The organism is Nitrincola sp. A-D6 (assembly GCF_000764495.1).
Lineage (GTDB): Bacteria > Pseudomonadota > Gammaproteobacteria > Pseudomonadales > Balneatricaceae > Nitrincola.
Map to the genome: position 1 here is coordinate 15,253 of NZ_JRLB01000072.1, position 26,238 is coordinate 41,490.

The following is a 26,238-nucleotide window of genomic DNA, read 5'->3' on the forward strand; positions in this document are numbered from 1 at the left end:
ATGTCGACTATAATATCTGCAAGCAACTCGCGTAATAAATATATTGCAGCTAAACAGCGTGCTGAACGTCGTAATCTGATCGTTTATGCCTGTTTGGTTGCATTGGCGCTGATAGCGCCCCTGGTTATCTACTGTTTTCCTGATGAAAATACTATGCTTCGCATTATTTGCCGTCGCGTTCAATCTGCTACTGGGTTATGTTGGGTTGTTGTCGTTTGGCCATGCCGCATTTTTGGCCACCGGTGGCTATACAACCGGGTATTTACTCAGTACTTATTCGGGTTTCAGTCCTGAGCTGGCAATTTTGATAGCCACGTCAGCATCAACTTTGCTGGGTCTTGCCTTTGGATTGCTGGCTATTCGTCGTCAGGGTATCTATTTTGCCATGATCACACTGGCTTTGGCTCAGTTAGTCTTTTTCTTCTTCGTGCAGTCCTCTTTTACCGGAGGTGAAGATGGTTTACATGGTATACCGAGGGGAAATCTGTTCGGATTTATTGATCTGCAGAATAACCTTGCCATGTATTACTTCATTTTAGCTGTATTCATTTTTGGTTTTGCGCTGGTGCATCGTATGGTGCATTCACCCTATGGTCATGTGTTAAAGGCAATTAAAGAAAATGAACCGCGAGCAACCTCGTTGGGGTATAACGTTGATCAATACAAATTGGTGGCCTTTGTTGTATCGGCTGGCCTTGCAGGACTTGCGGGTTCGGTTAAAACCATCGTATTTCAGTTGGCTTCACTGAATGACGCGCATTGGCATATGTCTGGTGAAGTAATCCTGATGACGCTGTTGGGTGGCGTAGGCACGCTGTTAGGACCGGTGGTTGGGGCTACCTTTGTGATCAGCCTGGAGCATCAGTTATCACAAAGTTTCCTGGGTGATTGGGTTGATGTGATATTGGGCATTATCTTTATAGTTTGTGTGTTGATGTTCCGTGCGGGGATTGTCGGTGAGTTGCAAAAATTCTTTAAAAAGAACTTCAGATAAGTGCTGTGTTTTTAGCTAATTAATCAGGTACAGGTAATGGGGATGATATGAGTGACTCTATCGTAATAGTGGCAGCTGCCAGAACGCCAATGGGTGGATTACAGGGTGATTTGAGTAGTGTGCGGGCACCGGATTTAGGTGCGGTTGCCATACAGGCCGCACTGCAACGATCGGGTTTGAGTGCCGAGCAGGTAGATGAGGTGGTGATGGGTTGTGTGTTACCCGCAGGCCTGGGTCAGGCACCGGCACGGCAGGCGGCATTAAAAGCCGGTCTGCCTATCTCAACCGGTTGCACAACCATCAATAAAATGTGCGGCTCAGGTATGAAAGCGGTGATGCTGGCACATGATCAGATCAAAGCGGGTAGCGCCGAGGTGATGATTGCCGGTGGTATGGAAAATATGAGCCAGTCTCCCTATTTGTTGCCGAAAGTGCGTGAAGGTTTGCGTATGGGACATGCCAAGGTGCTGGATCATATGTTTCTGGATGGTCTGGAAGATGCCTACGAAGGTGGGTTGATGGGGAGTTTTGCGCAGCGCTCTGCGGATACTGCCTCTATTTCGCGTGAAGCCATGGATGATTTCGCTATAAGTTCGTTAGAAAAATCTCTGTCTGCTATTGAGTCAGGGACGTTCGTTGATGAAATCGCTCCGGTCACTGTCACTAGCCGTTCTGGCGATCTGGTGGTGGATATAGATGAGCAGCCGGGTAAGGCGCGGCTGGATAAAATCCGCAGTTTACGCCCGGCTTTCGCTAAAGAGGGTACGGTTACCGCGGCCAACTCCAGCTCTATTTCTGATGGGGCTTCGGCCCTGCTGTTGATGAAAGAATCTGATGCCATCGCTCGTGGCTTAAGCCCTTGGCGAGGATTGTCGCGCATGCAACCCATGCACAGCTACCAGCTGAATTTACTCTGGCGCCGATTGGCTCTATTCAGAAAGTTTTACACAAAGCTGGCTGGGATCAGGACAGTGTCGATCTGTTTGAAATTAATGAAGCCTTTGCTGTTGTGACGCTGTTGGCACAACAGGCGTTGGGTCTGGATCCCGCCAAGGTCAATGTAAAGGGTGGTGCGTGTGCTTTGGGTCACCCGATTGGCTCCAGTGGTTCACGAATCCTGGTGACGCTCTTGTATGCGTTGCAGCAGCGTGGCTTAAAGCGAGGTATCGCGTCCTTGTGTATAGGCGGGGGAGAGGCTACGGCTGTTGCTGTGGAGTTGCTCTAATCGCTGAGTATTATTCTTTATAGGTTGCCTTGCCAAGCCGTATGCCGCGGTATTGGCTGGGCGAAATACCCATTACCTTGCTAAAGGCTCTGGAGAAGTAATAAGCGTCTTCATAGCCTAGTGCCCAGGCTACTTCACTGATGCGCTGGTCAGTGATATCCAGCAGATGACAAGCGCGTTCAATTTTCATGCGAATAAAGTCATTGATCGGCGTACTGCCGGTCAGGCTCTTGTAGCGTTTTATGAAATGGTATTTAGACAGGTTGGCTGCCGCCGCCAGCGTGTCGATATCCAGTGATTCATGCACGCGTGTCAACATCAAGGTTTGGATCGCTTCCATATTGAGACTTTGATCGAAATGATGTCGGGCCTGGGTTTGCAGTAAGGTCATGTGTGTGAGGATTTGTCGTAACAGGCTGCAAACATGCAAATAGGATTCAAAAAGTTGTGTTGATTTTCGCAGGTCCAGCAGGGATTCAAAATCAGCGACCAGGCGTGAGTGGAGTCCCAGCTTGATCAGTGGGCTTTGACTGGACTTGATCAGGGGGTAAAAAATTCAGCTGCCAGTGTGCCATCGCAATGCACCCAGTAGATGCTCCAAGGGTTAGCGTCATGGGCGTGATAGCTGTGGATTTGCTCTTTGGGCAGTATGAGCAGGTCGCCCGATTCAACAGGATGTTCAAGTTTACCTATACGTAATGTTCCCTGTCCCTCAACACAATATATGAATAAAAAGTCATCATGACGTGTACGGGACATGCTGTGGCCACTTGCCTGTTTATAGTAACCCATAGCCAGGGGGTACAGATCTTTGCTAAGTGGATTTTGGGTGAGTTCAGCCACAACACGCCTTGGGAGTACAAAGCGTATACTTCCGGGTGGAATAGGCCAGGCTGATGGTTGGCTCATATTGACTAGGCACCGATTGGATTGGGTTGTAGTTAATAAATGTCAGAGTCGCAATATAGTCCATCATCTTAGCAATTTATGCAATCTTGCCAGGCCTGGTTGCATGATAAAACATAATTGTATTGAAAGTTACCTGATTAGGTATTAACGTTAACGTAAAGGTAATATTTAATTCTTCAGGTAATGTCATTTAAGACAATAACAATAAAACCAGAGAGAAAGACTATGACACAACATGTCCCCTGCTCATTAATGGTGCAATGATTCAAAGCCAATCATCTCAGTGGATTCCCGTCACTGACCCAGCCACACAAAACGTCATAGCACAGGTGCCCTGTGCTACTGCGCAAGAAGTAGATCAAGCCGTAGCTGCTGCAAAAACTGCATTTGAAACCTGGAAGGAGGTACCTGTCTCGGATCGTGCCAGGTTAATGCTGCGTTATCAGGCATTGCTGAAAGAGCATCATGATGAACTGGCCACTATTTTGAGCGGTGAAACCGGTAAAACCTTTGAAGACGCCAAGGGGGATGTCTGGCGTGGTATCGAGGTGGTCGAGCATGCCTGCAACATTGCATCATTGAGCATGGGTGAAACGGTTGAGAATGTAGCCCGTAAAGTGGATTGCTACAGCTATACCCAGCCTTTGGGTGTGTGTGTGGGTATCACGCCGTTTAACTTCCCCGCCATGATCCCCTTGTGGATGTTCCCGATGGCTATCGCCTGCGGTAATACCTTTGTGTTGAAACCATCTGAGCAGGATCCACTGACGCCAATGCGTTTGGCTGAACTGTTTCAGGAAGCCGGTGCGCCAGCAGGCTTGCTGCAGGTTGTGCATGGAACCAAAGACGTTGTAAACCAGTTGTTAGTACACCCGGATACTCCGGCTATTTCTTTTGTCGGTTCGGTGGCTGTTGGTGAGCATATTTATAAAACCGGCACAGATCATATGAAGCGGGTACAAGCCTTTGCCGGTGCCAAAAACCATATGGTGATTATGCCGGATGCGCAAAAATCCCACGTGATCAACAATCTCGTAGGTGCCTCAGTCGGTGCAGCAGGGCAGCGTTGCATGGCGATTTCGGTTGCGGTTTTCGTCGGTGAAGCACGCCAGTGGATTCCGGAACTACGTGACGCCTTAGCGAAGGTTCGCCCGGGTGCCTGGGATGACGCAGAGGCTGGTTATGGGCCGTTGATAAACCCTCAGGCTAAACAGCGGGTGCTGCAATATATCCAGGAAGGCAAAGACGCTGGTGCCGAGTGCCTGCTGGATGGCAGTGAGTGCAACGTCGAAGGGTTTCCGGAAGGTAACTGGGTCGGACCTACCTTTTTCAGTGGCGTAACCACCGATATGTCCATTTATCGGGAAGAGATCTTTGGACCTGTATTGGTAGCCATGGAAGTTGACAGCATTGAAGAGGCTATCACGTTGATCAATGCGAACCCTTACGGCAATGGTACATCGATCTTCACCGCATCCGGGGCGGCTGCGCGCAAGTATCAGCATGAAATCCAGGTTGGTCAGGTGGGTATTAACGTTCCCGTGCCTGTACCGCTGCCATTCTTCTCCTTCACTGGCTGGCGCAAGTCCTTTTATGGCGATCAGCATGCCTATGGCAAGCAAGCGGTACGTTTCTATACAGAGACTAAAACCGTCACCGCGCGCTGGTTTGAAGACGATCTGGCAACGGGTCCCAACATGACTATTCAATTGAAATAAACCCGGATTGCACAAAAGGCACGCGGTGCCTGTGGAGGTACGAATGGATTTTGAACTGAATGAAGATCAGATTGCATTTGCCGATATGGCGACGGCTTTCGCACGCAATGAGCTTGAACCTCATGCGGCCGAATGGGATCAAAGCTCGTTTTTTCCACTGGATGTCATACGTAAAGCAGGTGAAATGGGCTTTGCCTCCATCTATGCGCCAGAGGCGGTGGGAGGGCTTGGCTTAAGTCGTCTGGATGCCAGCATTATCTTTGAGCGTCTGTCGATGGGTTGCACCTCGACAACGGCGTATCTGACCATCCACAACATGGTCACCTGGATGGTGACCAGTTTTGGCACGCCAGAGGTACTGGATACTTATGCGGCGGCGCTCGTCAGTGCGGAGAAACTGGGTTCCTATTGCCTGACTGAACCTAATGCAGGTTCTGATGCTGCCTCATTAAAAACCACCGCACAACGCGATGGCGATCATTATGTATTGAATGGCAGTAAGGTGTTTATCTCAGGCGCCGGTAGCACCGATGTACTGGTGGTGATGGCACGTACTGGCGGCCCCGGTGCCAGAGGCGTTTCAGCCTTTGTCGTGGATGCGCACAGTGACGGTATCAGCTATGGTCGTTGTGAACACAAAATGGGCTGGAACTCTCAGCCCACCCGCATGATTACCTTCGATGATGTCAAAGTACCCGCTTCTCATCTGCTTAGTGAGGAGGGGGAAGGTTTTGTGCTGGCTATGAAAGGCCTGGATGGTGGGCGCATTAATATCGCTTCCTGTTCAGTGGGTACAGCGCAACAAGCCTTGAACCTGGCACGTAACTATCTGCTGGAACGTAAGCAGTTCGGTAAACAGATCGGCGAATTTCAGGGTTTACAGTTCCGTTTGGCGGATATGGCCACCGAGCTGGTTGCTGCACGACAACTGGTGCGATTAGCGGCAAGCAAGCTGGATCGTCAGGATGCGGATGCGACTACCTATTGTGCTATGGCTAAGCGCTTTGCCACCGATGTGGGCTTCCGGGTTTGCGATGAAGCTCTGCAGTTATTTGGTGGATACGGTTATATCAAAGAGTACCCGCTGGAGCGTTTTGTTCGCGATACCCGGGTTCACCGCATTCTTGAGGGCACCAATGAAGTGATGCGTGTGATTATAGGCCGCCGTTTATTGGCGGATACTGATAGCGAATTTTAGGAGAACAGCATGACTGATGCACTGTTACTGGAAAAGCGTGGCCACATTGCCATTCTGACGCTGAATAATCTGCCTGCCAATACCTGGACTGCCGAGAGTTTGCAGGCACTGATCGACACAGTAGAAGCACTGAATGAGGATAAAGCCATCTGGAGTCTGGTGATAACCAGTGCCAGCGACAAGTTCTTCTCTGCTGGTGCTGATCTGAAGCTGTTTGCCGATGGCAATCGTGAGGTGGCACATGATATGGCAGTGTTGTTTGGTCGGGCTTTTGAAACCTTAAGTCACTTTAGAGGCGTCTCTATTGCGGCCATTAATGGCTATGCTATGGGCGGAGGTTTGGAAGTGGCGCTGGCCTGTGATCTGCGTATTGCTGAAGAGCAAGCCAAAATGGCCTTACCCGAAGCCAAAGTAGGTTTGCTTCCTTGCGCAGGCGGTACTCAGAACCTGACTCTGTTAGTGGGCGAGGGCTGGGCTAAGCGCATGATTCTTTGTGGTGAGCAGGTGAGTGCTGCTAAAGCCCTGTCGATAGGACTGGTTGAAGAGGTGGTCCCACAAGGGCAGGCCTTTGAGCAGGCCCTGGCCTTGGCTGAGCAGGTTGGGCAGCAAAGTCCGTCGGCTGTTACCGCCTGTAAAAAACTGATTCAGAATAATCGCCAGGCACCTTTCGCACAGGGCTATATTCTTGAGCGTGAGTGGTTTGTAGATCTGTTCAAAACCGAAGACCAGCGCGAAGGCGTCAACGCCTTCCTGGAAAAGCGCAAACCTCAGTGGAAGAACCGTTGAGATGATGTATACAAGGAGCCGCACATGAGTTGTGTCCTGTTTATTGAACACCCTACGGCAGGCGATCAGTGCATTGCTGAAATCCGCTTGAATGCGGAAAAAAGTCTCAATGCGCTGACACTGGATATGATCGACCTGATGTTACCGCAGTTGCAGAAGTGGCGCGATGATCCACGGATTAGCGCTGTGTTTCTCGACAGTGCCGGGGAAAAAGCCTTCTGTGCCGGTGGCGACGTGGTCAAACTCTACCGCGCCGTTACTGAAGAAACCAACAGCCGTTTTCCGGAAGACTTTTTTACCCGTGAGTATCAACTGGATTATGCTCTGCACACCTACCCCAAACCGGTGATTTGCTGGGGCAGTGGCATCGTTATGGGTGGCGGTATGGGTTTGCTCAGTGGCTGTAGTCACCGGGTGGTAACTGAAACCTCCTATCTGGCGATGCCTGAAGTGACCATCGGTCTCTACCCGGATGTGGGTGGCAGCTGGTTTCTGAACCGTATGCCAGGTCATACCGGTTTGTTTTTAGGACTGACCGGAAACCCCATCAATGCCGCTGACGCCCTGTTTTTAGGACTCGGAGACCGTGCCCTGCGCAAGGATCTGCGTGACACCCTGATGCAACGCTTGCAGGCATCCACTTGGCAGTTGCCGGCGACTCAGGTGATCGATGCTATCTTGCGTGAACTGGAAGCCGAATCGGCTGCCACCTTTGCGGATATGCCGGCGCCGATTAAAGCACACCAAAGCTTAATACGTGAGCTGATGGATCAGGATTCAGTGGCTGAAATCCAGACGGCATTACAGGCTATTGAAACCGATGATAAATGGGTACTAAGGGCACAAAAAGCCCTGCAGCAGGGTAGCCCCGTTTCAGTGCATATGATCGCACGTCAACTGGCGCACTGCCGACACCTGTCGCTGAAAGAGGTGTTTCAGCAAGAGTTGAATCTATCGGTGCAATGTTGTCGTCATCGCGAATTTCCAGAAGGAGTTCGCGCTTTACTGGTCGACAAGGATAATCAACCGCAATGGACCTATGCATCGGTTGAAGCCGTTGAACCTGCATTTATTGATGCCTTGTTTGAGTCCCCCTGGTCAGGTGCGCATCCCTTGCAGGATTTGTAGTTAATTAGTCAACCATCTTATAAAAACAACAAGAGGTACTAGGTTATGGCAACAATCGGATTTATAGGTTTAGGTAATATGGGTGGGCCGATGGCGGCTAACCTGGCGAAAGCAGGCCATGTTGTACAGGCATTTGATCTGTCAGCGGATGCGCTATCAGCGGCAAAAGCGGCTGGCTGTCAACAAGCTGAATCAGCGCAAGATGCGGTTCAGGGGGCGGCGCTGGTGATCACCATGTTACCCGCGGGTAAACATGTGAAAGGTCTGCTGCTTGAGGGGATACGCCATTATTCGAGCACCTGGCTGAAGGGGCGCTGGTGATCGATTGCTCTACCATCGATGTAAATACCGCGCGTGAAATTGCGACCGCTGCGCAGCAACGGCATATCGACTTTATTGACGCACCGGTATCCGGCGGGGTGGGTGGCGCACAGGCGGGCACCCTGACCTTTATTGTCGGTGGTACGGCTGAGCAGTATGCAACAGCATTACCCGTGTTACAGACGATGGGAAAAAACATTTTTCATGCCGGAGAACATGGAGCCGGTCAGATTGCCAAGGCATGCAATAACATGATGCTGGCTATTTTAATGGCGGGCACCTGTGAAGCTTTGAGTATGGGGGTTAAGAACGGTCTTGATCCCGCCGTACTCTCGGACATCATGAAGCAAAGTTCTGGTAATAACTGGGCCCTGCAGGTGTATAACCCGGTTCCCGGTGTTATGGACAATGTACCGGCTTCGCGTGATTACCAGGGTGGCTTCCAGGTGGATCTGATGTACAAGGACCTGGGCCTGGCAATGGATCTAAGTCAACAGAGTGCCTCGGCAACGCCGATGGGTTCAGCGGCTCGGGCGCTATTTAATCTGCATAAGAGCCAGGGCAATGGTGGCTTGGATTTTTCCAGCCTGATCCGTTTGTACCAATAATTCAGGGATGACCGACAGGCTGGCCCAGTAATAGGTCAGCCGCATCTCATACCAAAACAACAATAACAGAGGTGAATTATGTCCTATGTGCAGGCCTATGCCGCAAGCTTAAGAGACCCTGCGACTTACTGGAAAGAGCAGGCCGAGGCACTGAACTGGTTTAAAGCACCGGAGCAGCTACTGAATCAGACTGAGCAGGGCAGCTATAACTGGTTTGCCGATGGTGAACTGAATATCAGTTACCTGGCTTTGGATGTGCAGATTGCCGAAGGTCGGGGTGATCAGGTCGCCCTGTATTACGACTCACCGGTTACCCAGACCAAAGAAGCCATCACCTATACAACACTGCTACAGCGGGTTGAGCTTTTCGCAGGGGCCATGCAACGGCTGGGGGTGATCAAGGGTGACAGGGTGGTCATCTACATGCCGATGATCCCGGAAGCCGCCGTGGCGATGTTGGCCTGTGCGCGTATAGGTGCAGTGCACTCTGTGGTATTTGGTGGCTTTGCCGCCAATGAACTGGCCATCCGTATCGATGATGCCGAACCCAAGCTGATCCTGACTGCCTCCTGTGGCATAGAATTTGATAAAGCTCTGGCGTACAAGCCATTGGTTGATAAGGCCATTGATCTGGCTGCGCATAAGCCTGAATACACCATTGTCTGTCAACGCCCCAGATTACAGGCTGATCTGAACCCGTCACGGGATCTGGACTGGTATGAGTTTCAGCAAGGTGCAGAACCAGCCGCGGCCGTGCCAGTAAAGGGTACTGACCCGCTTTACATTCTGTATACCTCGGGTACGACAGGACAGCCCAAGGGCATAGTGCGTGATACCGGCGGTTACGCGGTTGCTCTGAAATATGCACTGCAGCATGTGTATGGTATGCAAGCTGGAGATGTATGGTGGGGTGCCTCAGATATCGGCTGGGTGGTCGGACACTCATTTATTGTCTATGGCCCGCTGATGGGGGCTGCAGCTCTATTTTTTATGAAGGCAAGCCGATACGCACCCCGGATGCCGGGGCTTTCTGGCGTTTGATCAGTGAATACCGGGTTAATTCGATGTTTTGTGCTCCTACCGCTTATCGAGCGGTGCGTAAAGAAGATCCCCAGGGTGAATTGGCAAAGCAGTATGACCTGAGCAGCTTGCGCTGGATTTTTGTCGCTGGTGAAAAACTGGATAGCAGCACTTATGAGTGGTTGAGTGAGCTGTTATCTGTGCCGGTGCTGGATCACTGGTGGCAAACCGAATCCGGCTGGCCGATGACCGCTCCGATGATGGGTTGGCAACACCCCGCACCAGCGCGCTTGGGTTCGACCAATAAGGCGATACCTGGTTATGACATCCGTGTACTGGATGGCGAGGGTCGTGAAATGCCGGCAAATGAAGCGGGTAATATTTGTATTAAACTGCCTCTGCCACCGGGTTTTGCCTGGAGTATCTGGAACAATGATGAGCGCTTCAAACAGGCGTATCTGACCACCTTTCCGGGTTATTACCATACCGGTGATGGCGGCTATAAAGACGATGAGGATTATATCTATATCACCGGACGCACGGATGATGTGATTAATGTATCAGGCCACCGCTTATCAACCGGTGAAATGGAGGAGGTGGTCTCGGCTCATCCGCAGGTGGCAGAGTGTGCTGTGATTGGGGTGACCGATGCGTTGAAAGGTCAACTGCCTGTGGCATTGGTTGTACTGAAAGCCGATGCCGATATCAGCGCTGCTGAACTGCAAGCGCAATTGGTGCATCAGATTCGGGAGCAGGTGGGGGCTGTTGCCTGTTTTCACCGGGCTATCGTGGTTGCACGGCTACCCAAAACCCGTTCAGGTAAAATTCTGCGTGCGGTGTTACGTAAAATTGCCGCTAATGAACACTATGCCATGCCTTCAACCATTGACGATGCCAGCATTTTACCCGAGGTTGAACAAGCGCTTATTGCGGCAGGGTTCATTGAAACTACAATGAGTCACAACTAGATATTGCAGCGGATAGCACCGTTGCACTGAGGAAATAAACGATGCAGATTAAACAAAAAGTGTTTGTGATTACCGGCGGAGCCAGAGGTCTGGGTGCGGGTATGGCTAGCCATCTGGCTTCATTGGGTGCGGATGTGGCTTTGATCGATCTGGATGCGGATATGCTTAAAAAAACCGCTGATCAACTCTGTGTAATGGGGGTGAAATCCCAGGGCTATGTGTGTGATATTACTGACGAGTCGCAAGTAGAAAACACCTTTTCCCGTATTCGTGAAGATTTCGGGGCGCTGCATGGCTTGGTGAATAACGCCGGTCTGATGCGTGACGGTATGCTGATTAAGCTAAAAGACGGCAAGCTGGTTGATAAAATGTCACTGCAGCAATGGAACGATGTGATCAATGTGAACCTGACCGGCAGTTTTTTATGTGGCCGTGAAGCCGCTGCTATTATGGCTGAACAGGGTGAAGGCGGCGTGATTGTTAATGTCTCCTCTGTATCCCGGGCTGGTAATGCCGGTCAAACCAACTACTCGGCAACCAAATCCGGTGTGGCGACACTAGTCGTTAGCTGGGCAAAAGAACTGGCCCGATATGGCATACGTGTTGGCGGCATAGCACCAGGAGTGATTGCTACAGAAATGACGGCGCAAATGAAGCCGGAAGCTATAGATCGCATGCTGACCGCTGTTCCTTTGCGACGCTTGGGAGAGGTCAGTGAAATGGCGCATACGCTGCAATATATTGTTGAAAATGACTTTTTTACCGGCAGGATTATCGAAATGGATGGTGGCCTGCGGATTTAAGTAAACCCCTGGAGGGTTATTATGCCTTGTTATCGTATTGATGGTGTTACACCGGTTGTGGATCCAACCGCCTATGTTCACCCGACAGCTGTACTGATTGGTGATGTCCAGGTGGGCCCAGGCTGTTATGTCGGCCCCAATGCCAGTTTGCGGGGCGATTTTGGTCGTATCATCCTTAAACAAGGGTCGAACCTTCAGGATACCTGTGTGATGCACGGCTTTCCTGGCACGGACACGGTGATTGAAACCAATGGCCATGTGGGGCATGGGGCGGTGTTGCATGGCTGTATTGTCGGTGAGGATGCGCTGATCGGCATGAATGCCGTGGTGATGGATGGTGCTGTGATCAGTGCACGCTGTATCGTGGCGGCGACCGCTTTTGTAAAAGCCAACTTCAGCTGCGAAGAAGCCTCATTGATAGTCGGAGCGCCGGCTAAAGTTTTGCGCCGCTTATCAGATGAAGAGATTGCCTGGAAGCAGGAAGGAACGGGAGCTTATCAACGCCTGACTGAGCGCTGCCTGGAAAGTCTGGAACTCTGTGAACCTCTGGGTCAGATTGAAGCGAATCGTCCACGGATTGATGCCGGTGATCTTAAACCCAAGCAGAAACCTGTGACTTAATGGATGGTAAAGTCTTGTCTATGCGCATTAACGAGACACTGATTGACGATCGCTTTGTTGCGGTGCCGGGAGGGTCTGTGTTTGTGCGCCGATGGCGGCCTGCCGAGACCAGCTCTGTTGTGCCGTTGGTTTTGCTACATGACTCGCTTGGCAGTGTTGCTCAGTGGCGTGATTTTCCCTTGCAACTAGCCGAACGCCTTCAGCGTCCAGTGATCGCCTATGACCGCTTGGGCTTTGGTCAGTCGAGTGCCCGAACGGCCTTGCCATCAGCTGATTTTATTATTGAGGAAGCTGAGCTTATTTTTCCGGTATTGTGTCAGGCGATGGGCATCACCCGCTTTTGCTTGCTCGGCCATAGTGTTGGCGGGGTGATGGCATTGACGATTGCCGCCTCTAAAGCAGAGGCCTGTGAAGCCACCATTACCCTGGCCGCCCAGGCGTTTGTTGAGGAGCGTACCCTGGAAGGAATTCGCGCTGCTCAGCAGCAGTTTGCTCAACCAGCCGCGTTTAACAAGCTGATGAAATGGCATGGTGACAAAGCACGCTGGGTGCTGGATGCCTGGACCGGAACCTGGTTGTCACCGGCATTTCGTTCCTGGACCATCGATGCCTGTCTGCCACATATTCACTCGGCCGTACTGGTTATTCATGGAGATAGTGACGAGTATGGCTCTGTTGCCTTTCCCCAGCATATTGCTGCCGGTGTAGCGGGCCCGTCTAAACAGGTGATTATGCAACACTGTGGTCATCTACCCCATGCGGAACAGCCTGCACAGGTGCTGGATTTGATCGCTGATTTTATGCAGTCTTAGTCTTAGGGTTTTTGGGATAAAAATGCTCAGCAACCCGGGCCTGTCGGCTAAATTCACGGGTATTTTTGTAGGGCATTTTCATAAAACCCGAGACACCCAGGCCGTCTATGTCCGGGAGTGATTTAACAATGCGCTCCAGTGCGGCAGCAAAGTCGGCTTCTCTACCGGGGTCAAGTAACACATAGTAGTTATGAATTTTTAAATGTGTTGGCAGGACTTCAAAAATAATCAGACCGGTATGGCGTATTTCATTCAGAAAGGCTATTTCCTGCATGATGCTTTGAGGTAGCAGCAACAGCTCATCCGGGTCCTGACCATCTTCAAAATAGGAGTGATTACGACTGCTGTCCTCATTCAGCGGTGCCTGCGTCACCTCAAACGGAATTGCCATGTCTGCCGGTGGAATAAACGCGTGGGTATCATCTTCGCGTTGAAGGTGAAGGGTGTTTTTGGCATCAAACAAACAGCATTTGAACACACCCTCACGGTGGATAGCACGTGCCAGCGTGACCATGGTATTGACTGCACTAATGAAGGGTTGCTTCAGCTCGGGCGCATGCAGGTTTAGGCTGGAGTCGATAAAAATGTCATCATCTTCCCAGCGGATTGCCAGTCCACCCAGAACCGGGTATCTGCCCAGACGGCTGACCGCACAGAGAAATGCGCGCTCTGTGCGTCCCATGCCGTGCATAAAGTTTTTGTAATACTTCTCCAACTCGACATCATCGACATCAGCCAGCAGCTCCGGGTCCAGATTGGCTTCCCGAAGGAAACTTTTGCGGGAGGTATACACCACAGTTTCCATGTGCTGCTGATCCTGAAACACCCAGATGGGAATCAGGGGTTTATCCGGGATAACCGCCAGCTCTGGAATGATCCATTTTTTCATGTAGGGCATCTGCGAGATCAGATAGTCACCCGCCTGTAGTCTGTCCTGGTCACTGCCCGCCAATAAGGTCTGCAGGGTGATCGCAAAGGCTTTCGGCAGCCCCAATGCGGTGACCGGGATGGCATCATAACCGTAGCGGCAGGACTGACCGGATGCCAAAGCATAGAGTGTTCCAGCCAGGCCCTGTTCATCAAAGCGCGGCGAGCTTAGCCCGCCATTTAACTGATCTTCTCCGATAAAATACACATCGCCCAAGCGGGCATTGGTACTGTGTAAATTTTCACTGAGAAAGCTCAGCCCTGGCGCTGAGGCCGGTTGTCCGTCACTATCCAGTTGCGCAAAAACACTCGAGCCCCAGTCGATCAGTTTGATACTTTCATCAGCGGGTTGAAGACAATATTGGAGGGTTTTATATCTCCGTGAACAATTGGGGCGAGCTGATCATTGACTTTAAACGCCCGCAAAGTGGTCAGCACATCCACCAGTTGTGCGGCGATTTTGATGATTAAACGGGGAGAGAGACGCCCTTGCTGAATTGAATAGCTTCAAGATCCATGCCGGGTGCACGTTCCATCATTAACACGGACTGCCTTGAAATGCGGGTATATTCACTCACGGCAGGAATGCCCGGGTGTAACACCTGACTTTGCATCCAGGCCTCATCTTCGAGCCGGTCCTGAACGGCCTGAGGTAAATTGATGCGTGAAAACTTGAACACATAATCGGTCAGTTCATTAGAGCGTCCGGCGAACACAAAGCCATACGCGCCCTTGCCGATAAATTCTATATCAGAAAAGCCCAGTAAACCGAGTTGATCCATACACAGCTGTACCCAGTCTTTAATTTTCTGAGCATCTTCATGGCTCATCAGATAGATCGACTGCTCTTCGTTGATATAAAACTGTTGCAGCAACGGACGCGTCACGCTAGCGCAGCTCTGTCAGCATACTCAACGGGTTTTCCAGATACGCTTTCCAGGTGTTGCAGAAGCGCGCCATGCTGGCACCCTCAATGATACGGTGATCCCCTGACCAACTGATCTGCATGATTTTTCGTGCGGTAACACGGTCCTCTGCATCAAAGCGGGGGAGTCTTTGTATCTTGCCTAATGCCACTATGGCGACCTCCGGCTTATTGATAATGGGGGTAGCTACCGTTCCGCCCATAACCCCTATGTTTGACAGAGTAATGGTGCCACCTTTCATCTGTTGCGAGGTGAGCTTACCCAGCCTGGCCGCATCGATCAGTTGATTTAACTGTTGGGTGATCTCAACCAGATTTAAGCGCTGTACCGCTTTGATGTTAGGCACCAATAAACCCGTTGGCGTATCCACAGCAAAGCCGATATTGTGGTCCGTCTGGTAGATGATTTCGCTGCAGTCATCATTCACACGGCTGTTGAGCAGGGGATGTTGCAGCAGCGCCAGGGAGAGTGCCTTGATAAACAGTGGCATCAGACTCAGGCGTAACCCTTCAGCTTCAAAAGCCGGCTTGAGTGCCTGCCTGGCGTCCTCCAGTTGGGTGACATCCAGTTCGTCGACATAGGTAAAATGCGGGATGCTGCTGGCAGAGTCCTGCATCTGTCTGGCCATCAGCGCTTTAATCCCTTTGATGGCTTCGGTGGTGGGTGTTTGATTTGTAGCACTGGCGGTGGCTCCAGACTGCGTCGGTGTCAGCAGGTCTTCCTTGTAAATGCGTCCGTTTTTGCCGCTACCCTCAATCGCACCGAGATCCAGCTCCATTTCGCGGGCCAGGCGCCTGACAGCGGGACTGGCAACAGGCTTGTTGGCCAGATCGCTGACGTCCGCCTTTGTCTGTTCAACCTGGTTTCAATGTCGTCAGGCTGTTGTGGGGGTTCCTGTGCGGCTGTTTCATTTTCCTGGCCTGGTTCAGCCTCAACGTCTATTTCAAACAGGGCTGGTGCACTTTGGCAATATCACCTTGCTGGTAATACAGTTTGCTGATCACACCAGTATACATTGAGGTAATTTCAACCAGGGCTTTGTCTGTCATCACATCCGCAACTGGCTGATCTTCTGCGACGTTTTCACCTTCACTGATACGCCACTCAACCAGTTCACACTCTACGATGCCTTCACCAATATCAGGCAGGATAAAATCTATTTTCATGGGTTACTCCAAACCGAATCGGTAAATTAGTAATTTACGCTGGCTATAATGGCTTCATAGGTTTTCAGGTGATCGGGCATATATTCCTTTTCCAGCGCCAGAGGGAAAGGGGTGTCCAGACCGGTAACGCGCAGCACCGGTGACTCCAGGTGCAAAAAGCAGGCTTCCTGAATACTGGCAGCGATTTCAGCACCAAACCCCGAAGTTTTAGGGGCTTCGTGGTTGATGATCAGTCGTCCGGTTTTGCGTACCGAGTTGGCGACTGCGTCTCTGTCCCAGGGCAGCAGGGTACGCAAATCAATCAACTCACAGGAGATGCCATCTTTCTCAGCCAGGTCAGCGGCCTTTTCAATCGCTTCCATCTGCGCACCCCAGGCCAGCAGGGTGATGTCACGGCCTTGGCGAACCACCTCGGCCTGACCTATAGGTAGTTGGTAATCCTCATCCGGCACTTCACCTACAGAGGCACGGTAGAGTTTTTTCGGTTCAAAAAAGATCACCGGATTGGGGTCACGTATCGCGGCCAGGAGTAAGCCCTTGGCCTGCTCAGGATTGCGGGGTACGATAATTTTCAAACCAGGGGTGTGGGTGAAATAGGCTTCCGGCGATTGCGAGTGGTAATGTGCACCATTAATTCCACCGCCATAAGGTGTGCGGATGGTGAGCCCACCGACATTAAATTCATTACCTGAACGGTAGCGGAATTTGGCAGTTTCATTAACGATCTGATCAAATGCCGGAAAAATGTAATCGGCAAACTGAATTTCAGCAATCGCCGTCATGCCCTGAGCCGCTATACCGTTGGCAAAGCCGAGAATGCCTTGTTCGGTCAGCGGTGTGTTAAAGCAGCGTTGCTTGCCAAATTTTTCCTGTAGCTGGCTGGTAGCTCTGAACACACCGCCAAAATGCCCGACATCCTCACCAAAACACAGCGCGGACTCATCCGTGGTCATGGCGATATCCAAGGCATTATTGATCGCCTGTAACAGGTTCATTTTACTCATCACCGAGCCTCCCTGCTGTTTTGGCATAGGCCTGCGGATATTTACGAATATGTGAAATCAGTTCAGCCTGCTGCTCCTGTAAGTGCCAGGGCAGGGTGTCATAGACATCGGTAAACAAATCATTCAGTGGTGGCGCAGGGATTTTTTCCGCCTTTTTCATCGCCGCCATAATGGCATCCCGATGCAGTTGCTTGCGTTGTGTCTCCTGGGCTTCATCCCACCAGCCTGCTGTATCAGCCAGTTTTTAAAGCGCAGCACCGGACATTTTGCCCGCCAGGTATCTTCTTCTGACTTGTTTCGATAACCACTGGGGTCGTCTGAACTGGAATGCGCACCCAGGCGATAAGTCATGGCTTCAATCAGAACGGGTTGGTGTTGCTCAACAGCCAGTTTGCGAGCTTCCTGGGTGGCCTGTAATACGGCCAGCACATCATTGCCATCGACACGAATTGTTTTCAGCCCATAGCCTATGCCTCGTGGTGCGATACCATCACCGGCATACTGCTCATGTGCCGGTGTGGAGATGGCGTAACCATTGTTTCGACAGAAAAATATCACCGGTACTTTAAACACACCGGCCATATTCAGTGCCGCATGAAAGTCACCTTCAGAGGCCGCGCCTTCGCCGAAATAACAGATCACACAGTTGGCTTTTTGCTGCGCTTTCAGAGCAAACGCATAGCCGGTTGCCTGGGGGAGCTGGGTGCCCAAAGGTGAGGAGACTGTCATATAGTGCAACTCACGGGAGCCATAATGAATGGGCATCTGTCGCCCTTTGCCCAGATCCTGTTCGTTGGAAAAAATCTGATTCATAAACTGATCCGGGGTAAAGCCCCGAAAGGCCAGTGCACCCTGTTCACGGTATTGCGCCATGATCATATCGTCATCAGCAAGGGCCGCGGTGCTACCTATATCAGCCGCTTCTTCACCGGTTTCGGTCATATAAAAACTGATTCGCCCCTGGCGTTGTGAGGCCAGCATGCGCTCATCGAGGGCACGGATAAACAAAAATGTATCGTAGATTTTAAAGCAAGCTCTTGCTTCAGGTCGGGGAGGGTTGCATCGGGGTAGAGGGTGCCATCTTCACGCAATATCCGCAGTGTGGGAATATGCAGGGAGGTTGCGTCAAAAAACACCGGTTTATGCACGATCAGTGCATCGGTCTCGCGTTTATCACTCATAATAAACCTTCTTGTTTTTATTGTTATATCTACTGATTGTGTCAGTAGCTATGGCGTATGACGGGATCACCATCTATACAGTGTTAAAATTTAGTCCTGTAGGCTTGCTATGTAAAGAAATATTCAATTTGTCTAGCTCCGAAGCCGGTTGCACAACGTATGTGTTGATATGAATAAACTCCATGTGAATACCTCAGACCAACTGACTACACCCCGCCTGTTTTACGATGGTGGCTGTCGTTTATGCCAGCGTGAAATTGCCCACCTTAGTCAGCCGCTGTCGGAAAAAATGCAATTGGTTGATGTTAATGATCCAGCGTTCAGCGAATGGCAGGGTGTGGATAAACTGCAGATGATGCGCCAAATTCATGTATGGACAGGTGAGCGTTTTTTAGTGGGGCTTGATGCCAGCCTGTATTACTGGAAAGCGGCAGGCTGGCGGCTGTTACCCGGGTTGTTGTCACTCCCCGGGGTTTATCAGTGTGCAAAGCTCGGGTATGCCCTCTGGGCTAACTGGCGCTTTCGCGGTGTGCGTAAACGCCAGTGTCGGATCTAGCTCATCAACCTTTAAAAATCACCGGGTGCACATTGCAGGCAAGTCAGCCCCAGTGTGCGCCATTGGTTGACCACACTGTCACGATCATCCAGTACCAGCCAGGGGTTGTAACCTGAGGCGCGTATCTGTTCCAGTAATCTGGATTTGACCACTTCATCCTTTTCCTGATCATCCCCTGTGCGCGCAGAAATACGGCATCAAACGGAATATCATACTGGCTGAGCCAATCCAGCGTATGTTGGCGGTGGCTGTCCGGACGACCACTACAGATGATGATTTGCTGCCCTTGTTGCTTGAGTAGCTTGACCAAACGACAAACCGGTTCAATAGGTTGCGCTGCTGCCATATGGGCGAAGAAAGGGTCCCAATGCTTTTCATCACCCAGCACCCAGTGGTGCACTTCTTGTGGGTTGAACTCGGCAAGGGTACCGTCGACATCCACGATCACGCTGTCTTTAATCAAAGTAATACTCCTTGGTATCGGTTGTCAGGGGGATAAAGGTCCAGTTGGGTTGCTCTGCATCAGGTGGCAGTACTAATATGGGTTGTGCATTTCCGATCCGCTCTCCTTCCGGGGTGCCGGTTACCTGAGCACGAATCACTCTGAAAACGCCTGAGTGTGCCACGATCAATGGCCAGTCATGCTGACTGAGCTGATTGTTGATAGCCAGTACCACCCGTTGGGTGAAGTCTGCCCAGCTTTCACCTTCAGGAGGGGTTTCGGTGTAAGGTGGAACTTCTGACCAGGAGGCTCCTTCGAGTCGTCCCCAGTCGCGTTCACGCAGGCCATCCACAGCCTGTATATTTTGCTTCAGGGATGCACGCTGAGCCGTTTCCCAGGCGCGTAATAGCGGGCTTGCGGCAATGCAACTCCAGCGGATATCGGCCAGTAGTACAGCGGCAGCATCGGCCTCCTGTTGTCCGATGCTGTTGAGAGGTGTATCGGTGCGCCCGCCAATACGTTGTTGCTGGTTCATGGCCGTTTCTCCATGACGTAGAAAAACAAAGGGTTTTTGAATCAGTTGCATGGGTATATCCAGTTGATATTCAAATGTGAATGACGGGATCAAGGCACAAGCGTTGTCCTAAGGCTTGTTGCCAACCTGTTGCATCGATAGGGCAGAATAACGGTACGACCTGTTCGGCTTGCAAGGTCTCGGCTAGTGACTGGATAGACTGCAAACCAGGGTGAACATTCCAGCGGCACCACTCAGCTCGACCTGAGGTGATATCGGCACGTGCTTTGGAGGGGGTGTAACCGGTATAAATCACCTGCCCGGTATAATCCGGATCACTGATCAGTCGGCCAGCTTCACCTGTGGTGCCTTCAGCATCGGCCGCCAGACGTATCAAGGCAAGGCTGGATCTTCTGGGGTGTCCCAGGGTAGCGGAGAGAGTTGATCCAATTGCTGATGAATACCAGGTTTCAGCAGCTTGGCGGGTAAACCTTGTAACGCGGCATGATATTTCTGACAAACGGGATCGAACGTCCAGGAGAGCCCAAGTGTCTGGCACCAGAGGGCCAGTTCCAGTGCACGACCGGAAGGTGGCACGGGCAATAAACTGGCACGATTCAGTTTTGCTTGCAGGGCATCGTGACAGGATGACTGATTGACTGTGTAGAGACCGTAAGAGGCATCTAACAGTGCCAACGCGGCCTGGGGTGGTCGGTCGAAAGGGTAGAGCAGCGATTCAAAACTGAAATCACCGCTGTAGAAAATACCCCCAGCTACATCCAGGTGCAGCCAGATACCATCGAGAGAGTGGCCCGCCAGTCCGCAGGTAATGTTGATATCTTCAATGGTCACAGTGCCTTGCCTGGGCAGTGGTTGCCAGCGACGACCCGCAGGCAATCTGCGTGCTACGGTCGGAGTACAATAAAGTGGAATCGTTTCTGGCAGCCAGCGAACCGCACCTATGTGGTCGACATGATCATGGGTGATCAGGATGGCATCCGGGCTTTGATCCAGGTACCAATCACAGGGTTCATCGGCTTGCAGTGGACCGCCGGCATCCAGTAGTAGTGTGCGGCCCTTTACATCGACACGTATTGCTGCCGGTGCTTTGGCGTCCAAACCACTGAGAATCTGTACGCACACATTCATGCAACTGACTCCAGACTCCAGCCCTGCAACAGGCTTAACTGAATCGCACTACCTTCAGCGACTCCTTGTGGGTGATAGCCGGTGAGTGATTCTCCAGTAGGTAGCCGCATCTGAATTTCATGACGCTCACCCCGAAATACGCAGCGTTCTACTCTGGCGTGTAAGCGACTTTCGCATTGACTATCACCCTGAATCGAGTGTGGCAGATGCAGACATATGTGTTCGGGTCTGATCAGTACCGGTGTTGTCTGTGATGGATTAACTGTTTGGCTGAGCTGGATCAGTTCATGCTGGGATAAATTCACTCCAGGTTTGATGCCAGATAAATGCACAATGCTACCCTGCCCGATAAAGCCTGCAATCCACTCGGTTCTGGGTGTCTGATAGAGAGTTTCGGGTGTTGCCCATTGCACCAGTTCACCTTTTTGCATGACGGCAATATGATCTGCCAGCGACATAGCCTCCGATTGATCATGCGTGACATAAACCAGCGTTGCGCCGGTACGCTGATGAAATTCACGGAAACTTTCTTCCATAGACGCGCGTAGATGACGGTCCAGGTTCGCCAGGGGCTCGTCCAGTAATACTACCTCGGGTCGGTGACCAGGCAGCGTGCCAGTGCTACACGTTGACGTTGACCACCACTGAGATCCTGAGGCATGCGTTCGGCCAATGCTTCCAGTTGCACGATCTGTAAGGCCTCTTTAACACGCTGTTGATAATCCTGACCACGAATGCCGCGATGCCGCAGGGGATAGCCGACATTATCGGCCACACACATGTGTGGCCAAAGGGCATAGGACTGAAACACCATCCCCATGTTGCGAGATTCGGTGGGTACTTGCCATCCGGGACGTGCGAGGAAGTTGCCGTTTAGGTGTATCTGACCTTCTGAGAGATTCTCAAAACCGGCCAGCATGCGCAAGGTGGTGGTCTTGCCACAGCCGCTTGGGCCCAGCAGCGCAATGAATTCACCTTCAGGCAGGGTGAGGCTGAGTTGTTTTACAGCCGCTGACTGGCCATAATATTTGGACACCTGATTCAGAATCAGTTCTGCCATGGAATGACTCCCTTGGGTAAATGCCGAGCCAGCAGGCTCAGCAGTAACATAATGACGGCGACCATCATCACTACTAGCACAGCAATGGCGGATGCCAGAATGCTGTCACCACTTTGATCAAGATTGAAGATGAGTACGCCGAGGGTTTCCTTACCGGCACTCCACAGCAGTGCCGACACCGTCAACTCATTCACAGCGGTCAGGAAGACCAGCAGTCCGCCAGCAAAAACAGCTGGCGCAACCAGTGGCAGCAGAATATCCACCAGACGACGCAGGGCACCGGCACCGGCAATGCGGGCGGCTTCTTCAAGGCTGGGATCCAGTTCGCTGAAACTGGCGGCTATCGGTTTCAGACTCACAGACAGGAAACGCGCCAGATAAGCGATAAAAATAATGCCCAGCGTACCGTAAAGGCTCAGATTCAAGATGGGTATGGGTCTTGCAAACAGCAGAATACAGCGATTGCCAATACAACACCTGGCAGGGCATAGGGAATCTCAATCATGCTGGTGAGCGCTGAGCGTGTTCGCTGTGGCAGGCTTTGCATCAGGTAGACCAGCAGTGTCGCCAGCAGCATCAGTAGCAGTGCCGCACCTCCGGCCAGCATCAAGCTGTTACTGAATGCCCGCAGGGTTACACCCTGACGCCCCAGCATTTCCTGATAAGCGGAAAAACTCAGGTTGGTAAACGTCAGGGGAACACCCAGCGCGGGCACAACCGAGCTGGTCACCAGAGCAATCAAGGGGGCTAGCAGAATCAATATCAGCACCAGGCCCAATAACAGCTCCAACGGCAAACGCCACCGACCCAGGGTAAAATCCTGTGCAGGTCCACTGTGACCTAATAAAGTGAAACGACTGTGCTTCAGCATCCGCTGCTGTAACATCACCCCATCAGTGCCAGTATGCCGATTAAGACCGACAGCGAGGCAATTTCAGGTAGTACGCTGGTACCGAAGCCTGACATCTTCTGATAGATCAGCGTGGGCAGGACATAGTAGGACGCCGGAATGCCCAGCATGGCCGGAATGCCGAAATTTCCCAACGCAGAAACAAACGCAATAGAGGCTCCGGCAATCAACCCGTTACGACAGAGGGGCAGGATCATATCGATCCAGATATGGGATTGACGAGCACCACTGATGCGCGCCGCCTCGATCAGGTCGCGTGGCAGATGAATCAGGCTGGTACGCAGTGCCAGAAACACCAGTGGCGCATGCTGAATACCCAGCAGCAACGCAATACCTTCAGCAGAGTAGAGTGGCTGCGGAGAACCCAGAGGTGGGGCAATACCCAGGGTATTCAACAAGGGACTTCCGGGACCGGTTAATTGCAACCAACTGAGCGCTGTGACCTGGGGCGGAATCATCATCGGCAGCATAAAGCAGAATACCAGCAGGGCTTTGCCACGAATATTGGTCAGTGTCAGGGTGAAGGCAAACAGTCCACCCAATACCAGAGCGATCAACGTACCCAGTGTTGAGGTATAAAGGCTGTGCCCTAGCGCTCGCCAGGTGGAAGGCTGCTGCAGCACTTGCATCATTGGTGATGCGCTGCCCAGTTGCCAGCCCTGCAGTGCTTCAAGCAACAGACGTAATGTCGGTATCAGCGTCAGCATACTGGTCAGGATCAAAAGTACAATCAGCAACCAGCGTTGCTGGTTGCTGGCATCAAGTGCACGTTGAAACATCTGTAATCAACCGCCAAAAAGTTCGCTGAAACGTTGTTTGTTGCTTTCCGCTTCATCCAGTGCTTTGGCTGCATCCAGAGGGATCAGCTTAATCGCGTTACGCGCCGGGAAGCCTTCAGGTGGGGCAATGTCCTCACGTGCTGGCAGGTACCCTTGTTGCTGCACCAATAGTTGACCCGTTTCGGACAAGACGAAGTCGACAAAGCGTTGAGCAGCTTCCGGGTTGGCGGCGTCTTTGAGGATAGCCACTGGCTCAGTCACAGCCGTTACACCTTCCTCCGGGAATATAAACTGGATAGGTGAGCCTTTGGCGGCTTCTCGTATGGCCAGGAAATCAACAATGACACCGTAGGCTTGGTGCCGGAGGTGATAGCTGTTAACACGCCACCATTGCCACCCTGGCTGATGCGCCATTCTGGTTAAGTGCGGCATAGTAATCCCAACCCAGATCCGGGTGATCGGTCAGTGCGGCCAGATGTATCAGTGCGGCACCCGAATAGAGCGGACTGGGCATGGCCACTTGATTGCGGTATTGCTCATTCACCAGATCCTGCCAGCGCCTGGGTTGCTGCGCTGCACGGGTATGATAAGCCATCCCGGTAGTGATCATTTTAGTGCCATAGTAATAGCCTTCGGCATCGTAAAGCTCAGCATCGTAATGACTACGCTCAGGGCTCAAATAGGCTTGTAGCAGATCTTCACGTTTGAGGGATTCCATCGTTACGCTGTCGGCAATCAATAATAAATCCGGCTTGGTTACACCGGCACTGAGTTCGGCTCTTAGTCGGGTCATAAGCTGTGTTGTGCCATCTCTTACCCAGTCAACCTTGATATCAGGGTTGGCTTGAGTAAAGGCGTCGACAGTCATTTGGGCATCGGTATTGGGTTGACTGGTATAGAGTGTCAGGGTTTGCTGAGCGAAGGCTGCGCCAGGCAGTGCCAGGGTCGTAGCGAGAATCCAGCTGTGCAGTTTCAGGTAAGACATTTGCGCATCTCCGGTAAATTCAGTTGAAGTGCATAGATTAGTGTCATCAAATGACAATAAAGTGACATTAAGCTTTCGTTTGTAGGCGTTACGTTTTCGCTTTCATGGCTTTTATTTTCGAATTCTTAAGTGGATCACTAGCATGATGAACACCACCCAACGTCGACAGCAGATCGTTGCCCTGATCAATCAGATGGGGAGGCAGTCTTTGGAGTCCTTAGCGCAGCGCTTTGGCGTGTCAGTACAAACGCTTCGCAACGATATCCGTATTCTGGCGAATCGGGGGTTGTTGATGCGCCATCACGGCAGTGCGGCACCTTTCCCTGGCCGTGAAAATGTTGAATTTGATCAGCGTCAGATCGTTAATCGCAGTGGCAAGCAGCTGATTGCTGAGCACTGCCTGACCTTGATTAGTGATTACCAGAGTCTGTTTTTGGGGACTGGCACCACGGTGGAACAGCTTGCCATTCTGCTTAGGGAGCGACGGGGTTTAAGAGTAATGACTAATAATTTGCATGCTGTAACCCCCCTGTGTCACCACCCGGATTGTGAGCTAATCATTGCCGGTGGTGTGGTGCGCAAGCGCGATCAGGATGTGGTGGGTGGCGATGCATTGCGCTTTTTTTCACGCTTTCGGGTGGATATAGGTATCGTGTCAGTAGGCAGTATGAATCGACTGGGACAGCTTTTTGATTACAATACCGAAGAGGTTATGGCCCGCGAAGCACTGCTGGAGAATGCACGCCAACGCATTTTGCTATTGGACAGTTCTAAATTTGATACTGAAGCGAGCTGTAGTGCAGGGCATCTGACGGATTACAGTATTGTCGTTATGGATCAGCCACCGCTTCCCGCGTTACGCAACCATTTATCGGCCGAGGGTGTTCGGCTGATTTGTTGAAGTTTGCAAAATCAAACCACCGACAGGGTTTTGAACTCATCCAGCGCGTATTGATCGGTCATGCCACTGATCATGTCTTGCAGCAAGCGACAACGGCAGTAGCTTTCCCATACATCAACATCACCGACCGACTCCTGACACAGCTGGTAATAAGCTTTGATATGCTTGTTGGGCAGGCGTCGTACCAGTAAACCTTCCAGCAGTAATCCTTGAGTTTTCCCTTCCAGCAGTTGTTTAAACTGGCTACGGGACAGTCGTAACAGTGGGCGGTAATGCTCAAGCAGCCCGGTGAGTATACGGTAGCCCTGTAGCTCCAGGGTTTTTACTTCGTCGACTGAAAAAACATGGCGTATCGCCACTTTTTTCAGGGTACTGACAATAGCATGACAGGGAGAGTCATCTTCCAGCAGGGCGCGGTTTAAACGCCCTGCGTATATCGCTTCGATATTATCAATAAAGGCCTGGGCGGCATGTTGAACCAGCGGATGGGTTAAGCCGACTCGAAGCCAGACAAAAAATTCGTGATCCTTGTTGATGGATTCCTTGTCCGCACGTTCCAGTGCGTAGTGAACCAGATCAGCAAAACTGCTGGCGCTGAGACGACCGGGGCATGGAAGTGTTTTTCAT

Annotated in this window: 23 protein-coding genes and 8 pseudogenes; 13 read left to right on the top strand and 18 right to left on the bottom strand. The window is 51.5% G+C overall.

Features of this window, described 5'->3' with window-relative positions; all coding sequences use genetic code 11:
* Positions 1–994 (top strand): annotated as a pseudogene (locus LH51_RS11495) (branched-chain amino acid ABC transporter permease).
* A gap of 47 nt (positions 995–1,041) precedes the next feature.
* A pseudogene (locus LH51_RS11500) lies at positions 1,042–2,219 on the top strand (acetyl-CoA C-acyltransferase).
* Between the two features lie 10 nt (positions 2,220–2,229).
* Here LH51_RS11500 and LH51_RS22690 read toward each other — a convergent pair.
* Positions 2,230–2,649: a helix-turn-helix domain-containing protein gene (locus LH51_RS22690; protein ID WP_235263687.1), complete on the bottom strand. Its 420-nt coding sequence runs from the start codon at positions 2,647–2,649 to the stop codon at positions 2,230–2,232.
* A gap of 110 nt (positions 2,650–2,759) precedes the next feature.
* Entirely contained in the window at positions 2,760–3,128 is a 369-nt protein-coding gene (locus LH51_RS22695; RefSeq protein ID WP_235263688.1) for an AraC family ligand binding domain-containing protein, read from the bottom strand.
* A 260-nt stretch (positions 3,129–3,388) separates the two neighbouring features.
* Between LH51_RS22695 and LH51_RS11510 the strand changes: the two genes are divergently transcribed.
* From LH51_RS11510 to LH51_RS11550, 9 genes and pseudogenes are all read left to right on the top strand, one after another.
* Positions 3,389–4,846, top strand: coding sequence for a CoA-acylating methylmalonate-semialdehyde dehydrogenase (locus LH51_RS11510; RefSeq protein WP_052063713.1), 1,458 nt, complete (start codon positions 3,389–3,391; stop codon positions 4,844–4,846).
* A gap of 43 nt (positions 4,847–4,889) precedes the next feature.
* A complete protein-coding gene (locus tag LH51_RS11515) occupies positions 4,890–6,044 on the top strand; it encodes an acyl-CoA dehydrogenase family protein (protein ID WP_036522305.1) in 1,155 nt (384 codons plus the stop codon).
* Positions 6,045–6,053: 9 nt separating this feature from the next.
* A complete protein-coding gene (locus tag LH51_RS11520; protein WP_036522307.1) occupies positions 6,054–6,830 on the top strand; it encodes an enoyl-CoA hydratase in 777 nt (258 codons plus the stop codon).
* 24 nt (positions 6,831–6,854) lie between these two features.
* On the top strand, positions 6,855–7,958 hold the full coding sequence (locus tag LH51_RS11525; RefSeq protein ID WP_036522309.1) for an enoyl-CoA hydratase/isomerase family protein: 1,104 nt from the start codon (positions 6,855–6,857) through the stop codon (positions 7,956–7,958).
* A gap of 45 nt (positions 7,959–8,003) precedes the next feature.
* Positions 8,004–8,887, top strand: a pseudogene (mmsB, locus tag LH51_RS11530) (3-hydroxyisobutyrate dehydrogenase).
* Between the two features lie 128 nt (positions 8,888–9,015).
* Positions 9,016–10,872 (top strand): annotated as a pseudogene (locus tag LH51_RS11535) (AMP-binding protein); the annotation flags it as partial.
* 44 nt (positions 10,873–10,916) lie between these two features.
* Positions 10,917–11,678 (top strand): SDR family oxidoreductase, encoded by a 762-nt coding sequence (locus LH51_RS11540; RefSeq protein ID WP_036522311.1) that lies wholly within the window; start codon positions 10,917–10,919, stop codon positions 11,676–11,678.
* Between the two features lie 21 nt (positions 11,679–11,699).
* On the top strand, positions 11,700–12,299 hold the full coding sequence (gene paaY, locus LH51_RS11545; RefSeq protein ID WP_036522313.1) for a phenylacetic acid degradation protein PaaY: 600 nt from the start codon (positions 11,700–11,702) through the stop codon (positions 12,297–12,299).
* Positions 12,299–13,111, top strand: a complete 813-nt coding sequence (locus tag LH51_RS11550; RefSeq protein WP_235263689.1) for an alpha/beta fold hydrolase — start codon at positions 12,299–12,301, stop codon at positions 13,109–13,111. The genes paaY and LH51_RS11550 overlap by 1 nt, the downstream gene beginning before the upstream one ends.
* On the opposite strand, the gene LH51_RS24290 is transcribed toward LH51_RS11550, so the two are convergent.
* From LH51_RS24290 to LH51_RS11575, 6 genes and pseudogenes are all read right to left on the bottom strand, one after another.
* Positions 13,098–14,246, bottom strand: a complete 1,149-nt coding sequence (locus tag LH51_RS24290; protein ID WP_327124862.1) for a hypothetical protein — start codon at positions 14,244–14,246, stop codon at positions 13,098–13,100. The genes LH51_RS11550 and LH51_RS24290 overlap by 14 nt on opposite strands.
* Positions 14,247–14,505: 259 nt before the next feature.
* Positions 14,506–14,925 carry a hypothetical protein gene (locus LH51_RS24295; RefSeq protein ID WP_327124864.1) on the bottom strand — a complete coding sequence of 140 codons (420 nt, stop codon included), beginning with the start codon at positions 14,923–14,925 and terminating at the stop codon, positions 14,506–14,508.
* Between the two features lies 1 nt (position 14,926).
* Entirely contained in the window at positions 14,927–15,742 is an 816-nt protein-coding gene (locus LH51_RS11560) for a 2-oxo acid dehydrogenase subunit E2 (RefSeq protein WP_081960788.1), read from the bottom strand.
* A 160-nt stretch (positions 15,743–15,902) separates the two neighbouring features.
* Positions 15,903–16,130, bottom strand: a complete 228-nt coding sequence (locus LH51_RS20055; protein ID WP_036522316.1) for a biotin/lipoyl-containing protein — start codon at positions 16,128–16,130, stop codon at positions 15,903–15,905.
* Positions 16,131–16,156: 26 nt separating this feature from the next.
* On the bottom strand, positions 16,157–17,134 hold the full coding sequence (locus tag LH51_RS11570; protein WP_036522318.1) for an alpha-ketoacid dehydrogenase subunit beta: 978 nt from the start codon (positions 17,132–17,134) through the stop codon (positions 16,157–16,159).
* Positions 17,127–18,315, bottom strand: a pseudogene (locus LH51_RS11575) (thiamine pyrophosphate-dependent dehydrogenase E1 component subunit alpha). Before LH51_RS11575 ends, LH51_RS11570 begins: the two are co-directional and overlap by 8 nt.
* A gap of 169 nt (positions 18,316–18,484) precedes the next feature.
* Here LH51_RS11575 and LH51_RS11580 point away from each other — a divergent pair.
* Positions 18,485–18,871 (top strand): thiol-disulfide oxidoreductase DCC family protein, encoded by a 387-nt coding sequence (locus LH51_RS11580; RefSeq protein ID WP_052063714.1) that lies wholly within the window; start codon positions 18,485–18,487, stop codon positions 18,869–18,871.
* Between the two features lie 11 nt (positions 18,872–18,882).
* Here LH51_RS11580 and LH51_RS24785 read toward each other — a convergent pair whose 3' ends face one another.
* The 9 genes and pseudogenes from LH51_RS24785 to LH51_RS11610 all read right to left on the bottom strand — a co-directional run bounded on the left by LH51_RS24785 (position 18,883) and on the right by LH51_RS11610 (position 24,710).
* Complete coding sequence (locus LH51_RS24785) at positions 18,883–19,023, bottom strand: phosphatase domain-containing protein (protein ID WP_442934833.1); 141 nt, start codon at positions 19,021–19,023, stop codon at positions 18,883–18,885.
* A 68-nt stretch (positions 19,024–19,091) separates the two neighbouring features.
* Positions 19,092–19,319: pseudogene (locus LH51_RS24790) on the bottom strand (phosphatase domain-containing protein); the annotation flags it as partial.
* 7 nt (positions 19,320–19,326) lie between these two features.
* On the bottom strand, positions 19,327–19,899 hold the full coding sequence (locus tag LH51_RS11590; RefSeq protein WP_052063715.1) for a histidine phosphatase family protein: 573 nt from the start codon (positions 19,897–19,899) through the stop codon (positions 19,327–19,329).
* Positions 19,900–19,918: 19 nt separating this feature from the next.
* Complete coding sequence (locus tag LH51_RS19305; RefSeq protein WP_052063716.1) at positions 19,919–20,224, bottom strand: hypothetical protein; 306 nt, start codon at positions 20,222–20,224, stop codon at positions 19,919–19,921.
* Positions 20,221–20,976, bottom strand: a complete 756-nt coding sequence (locus LH51_RS11595; RefSeq protein WP_052063717.1) for an MBL fold metallo-hydrolase — start codon at positions 20,974–20,976, stop codon at positions 20,221–20,223. Before LH51_RS11595 ends, LH51_RS19305 begins: the two co-directional genes overlap by 4 nt.
* Complete coding sequence (locus LH51_RS24300; protein ID WP_327124871.1) at positions 20,973–21,512, bottom strand: TOBE domain-containing protein; 540 nt, start codon at positions 21,510–21,512, stop codon at positions 20,973–20,975. Before LH51_RS24300 ends, LH51_RS11595 begins: the two co-directional genes overlap by 4 nt.
* A 50-nt stretch (positions 21,513–21,562) precedes the next feature.
* A complete protein-coding gene (locus LH51_RS24305; RefSeq protein WP_327124873.1) occupies positions 21,563–22,036 on the bottom strand; it encodes an ABC transporter ATP-binding protein in 474 nt (157 codons plus the stop codon).
* Positions 22,024–23,725 (bottom strand): annotated as a pseudogene (locus LH51_RS11605) (ABC transporter permease). The gene LH51_RS24305 and the pseudogene LH51_RS11605 overlap by 13 nt, the downstream one beginning before the upstream one ends.
* A gap of 6 nt (positions 23,726–23,731) precedes the next feature.
* Positions 23,732–24,710, bottom strand: a pseudogene (locus tag LH51_RS11610) (ABC transporter substrate-binding protein).
* A 142-nt stretch (positions 24,711–24,852) separates the two neighbouring features.
* Here LH51_RS11610 and LH51_RS11615 point away from each other — a divergent pair.
* Positions 24,853–25,611 carry a DeoR/GlpR family DNA-binding transcription regulator gene (locus LH51_RS11615; RefSeq protein WP_327124875.1) on the top strand — a complete coding sequence of 253 codons (759 nt, stop codon included), beginning with the start codon at positions 24,853–24,855 and terminating at the stop codon, positions 25,609–25,611.
* A gap of 11 nt (positions 25,612–25,622) precedes the next feature.
* Here the strand turns inward: LH51_RS11615 and LH51_RS19310 are convergent, their stop codons facing one another.
* Positions 25,623–25,970, bottom strand: a complete 348-nt coding sequence (locus tag LH51_RS19310) for a hypothetical protein (protein WP_052063718.1) — start codon at positions 25,968–25,970, stop codon at positions 25,623–25,625.
* Positions 25,971–26,238: the final 268 nt, after the last annotated feature.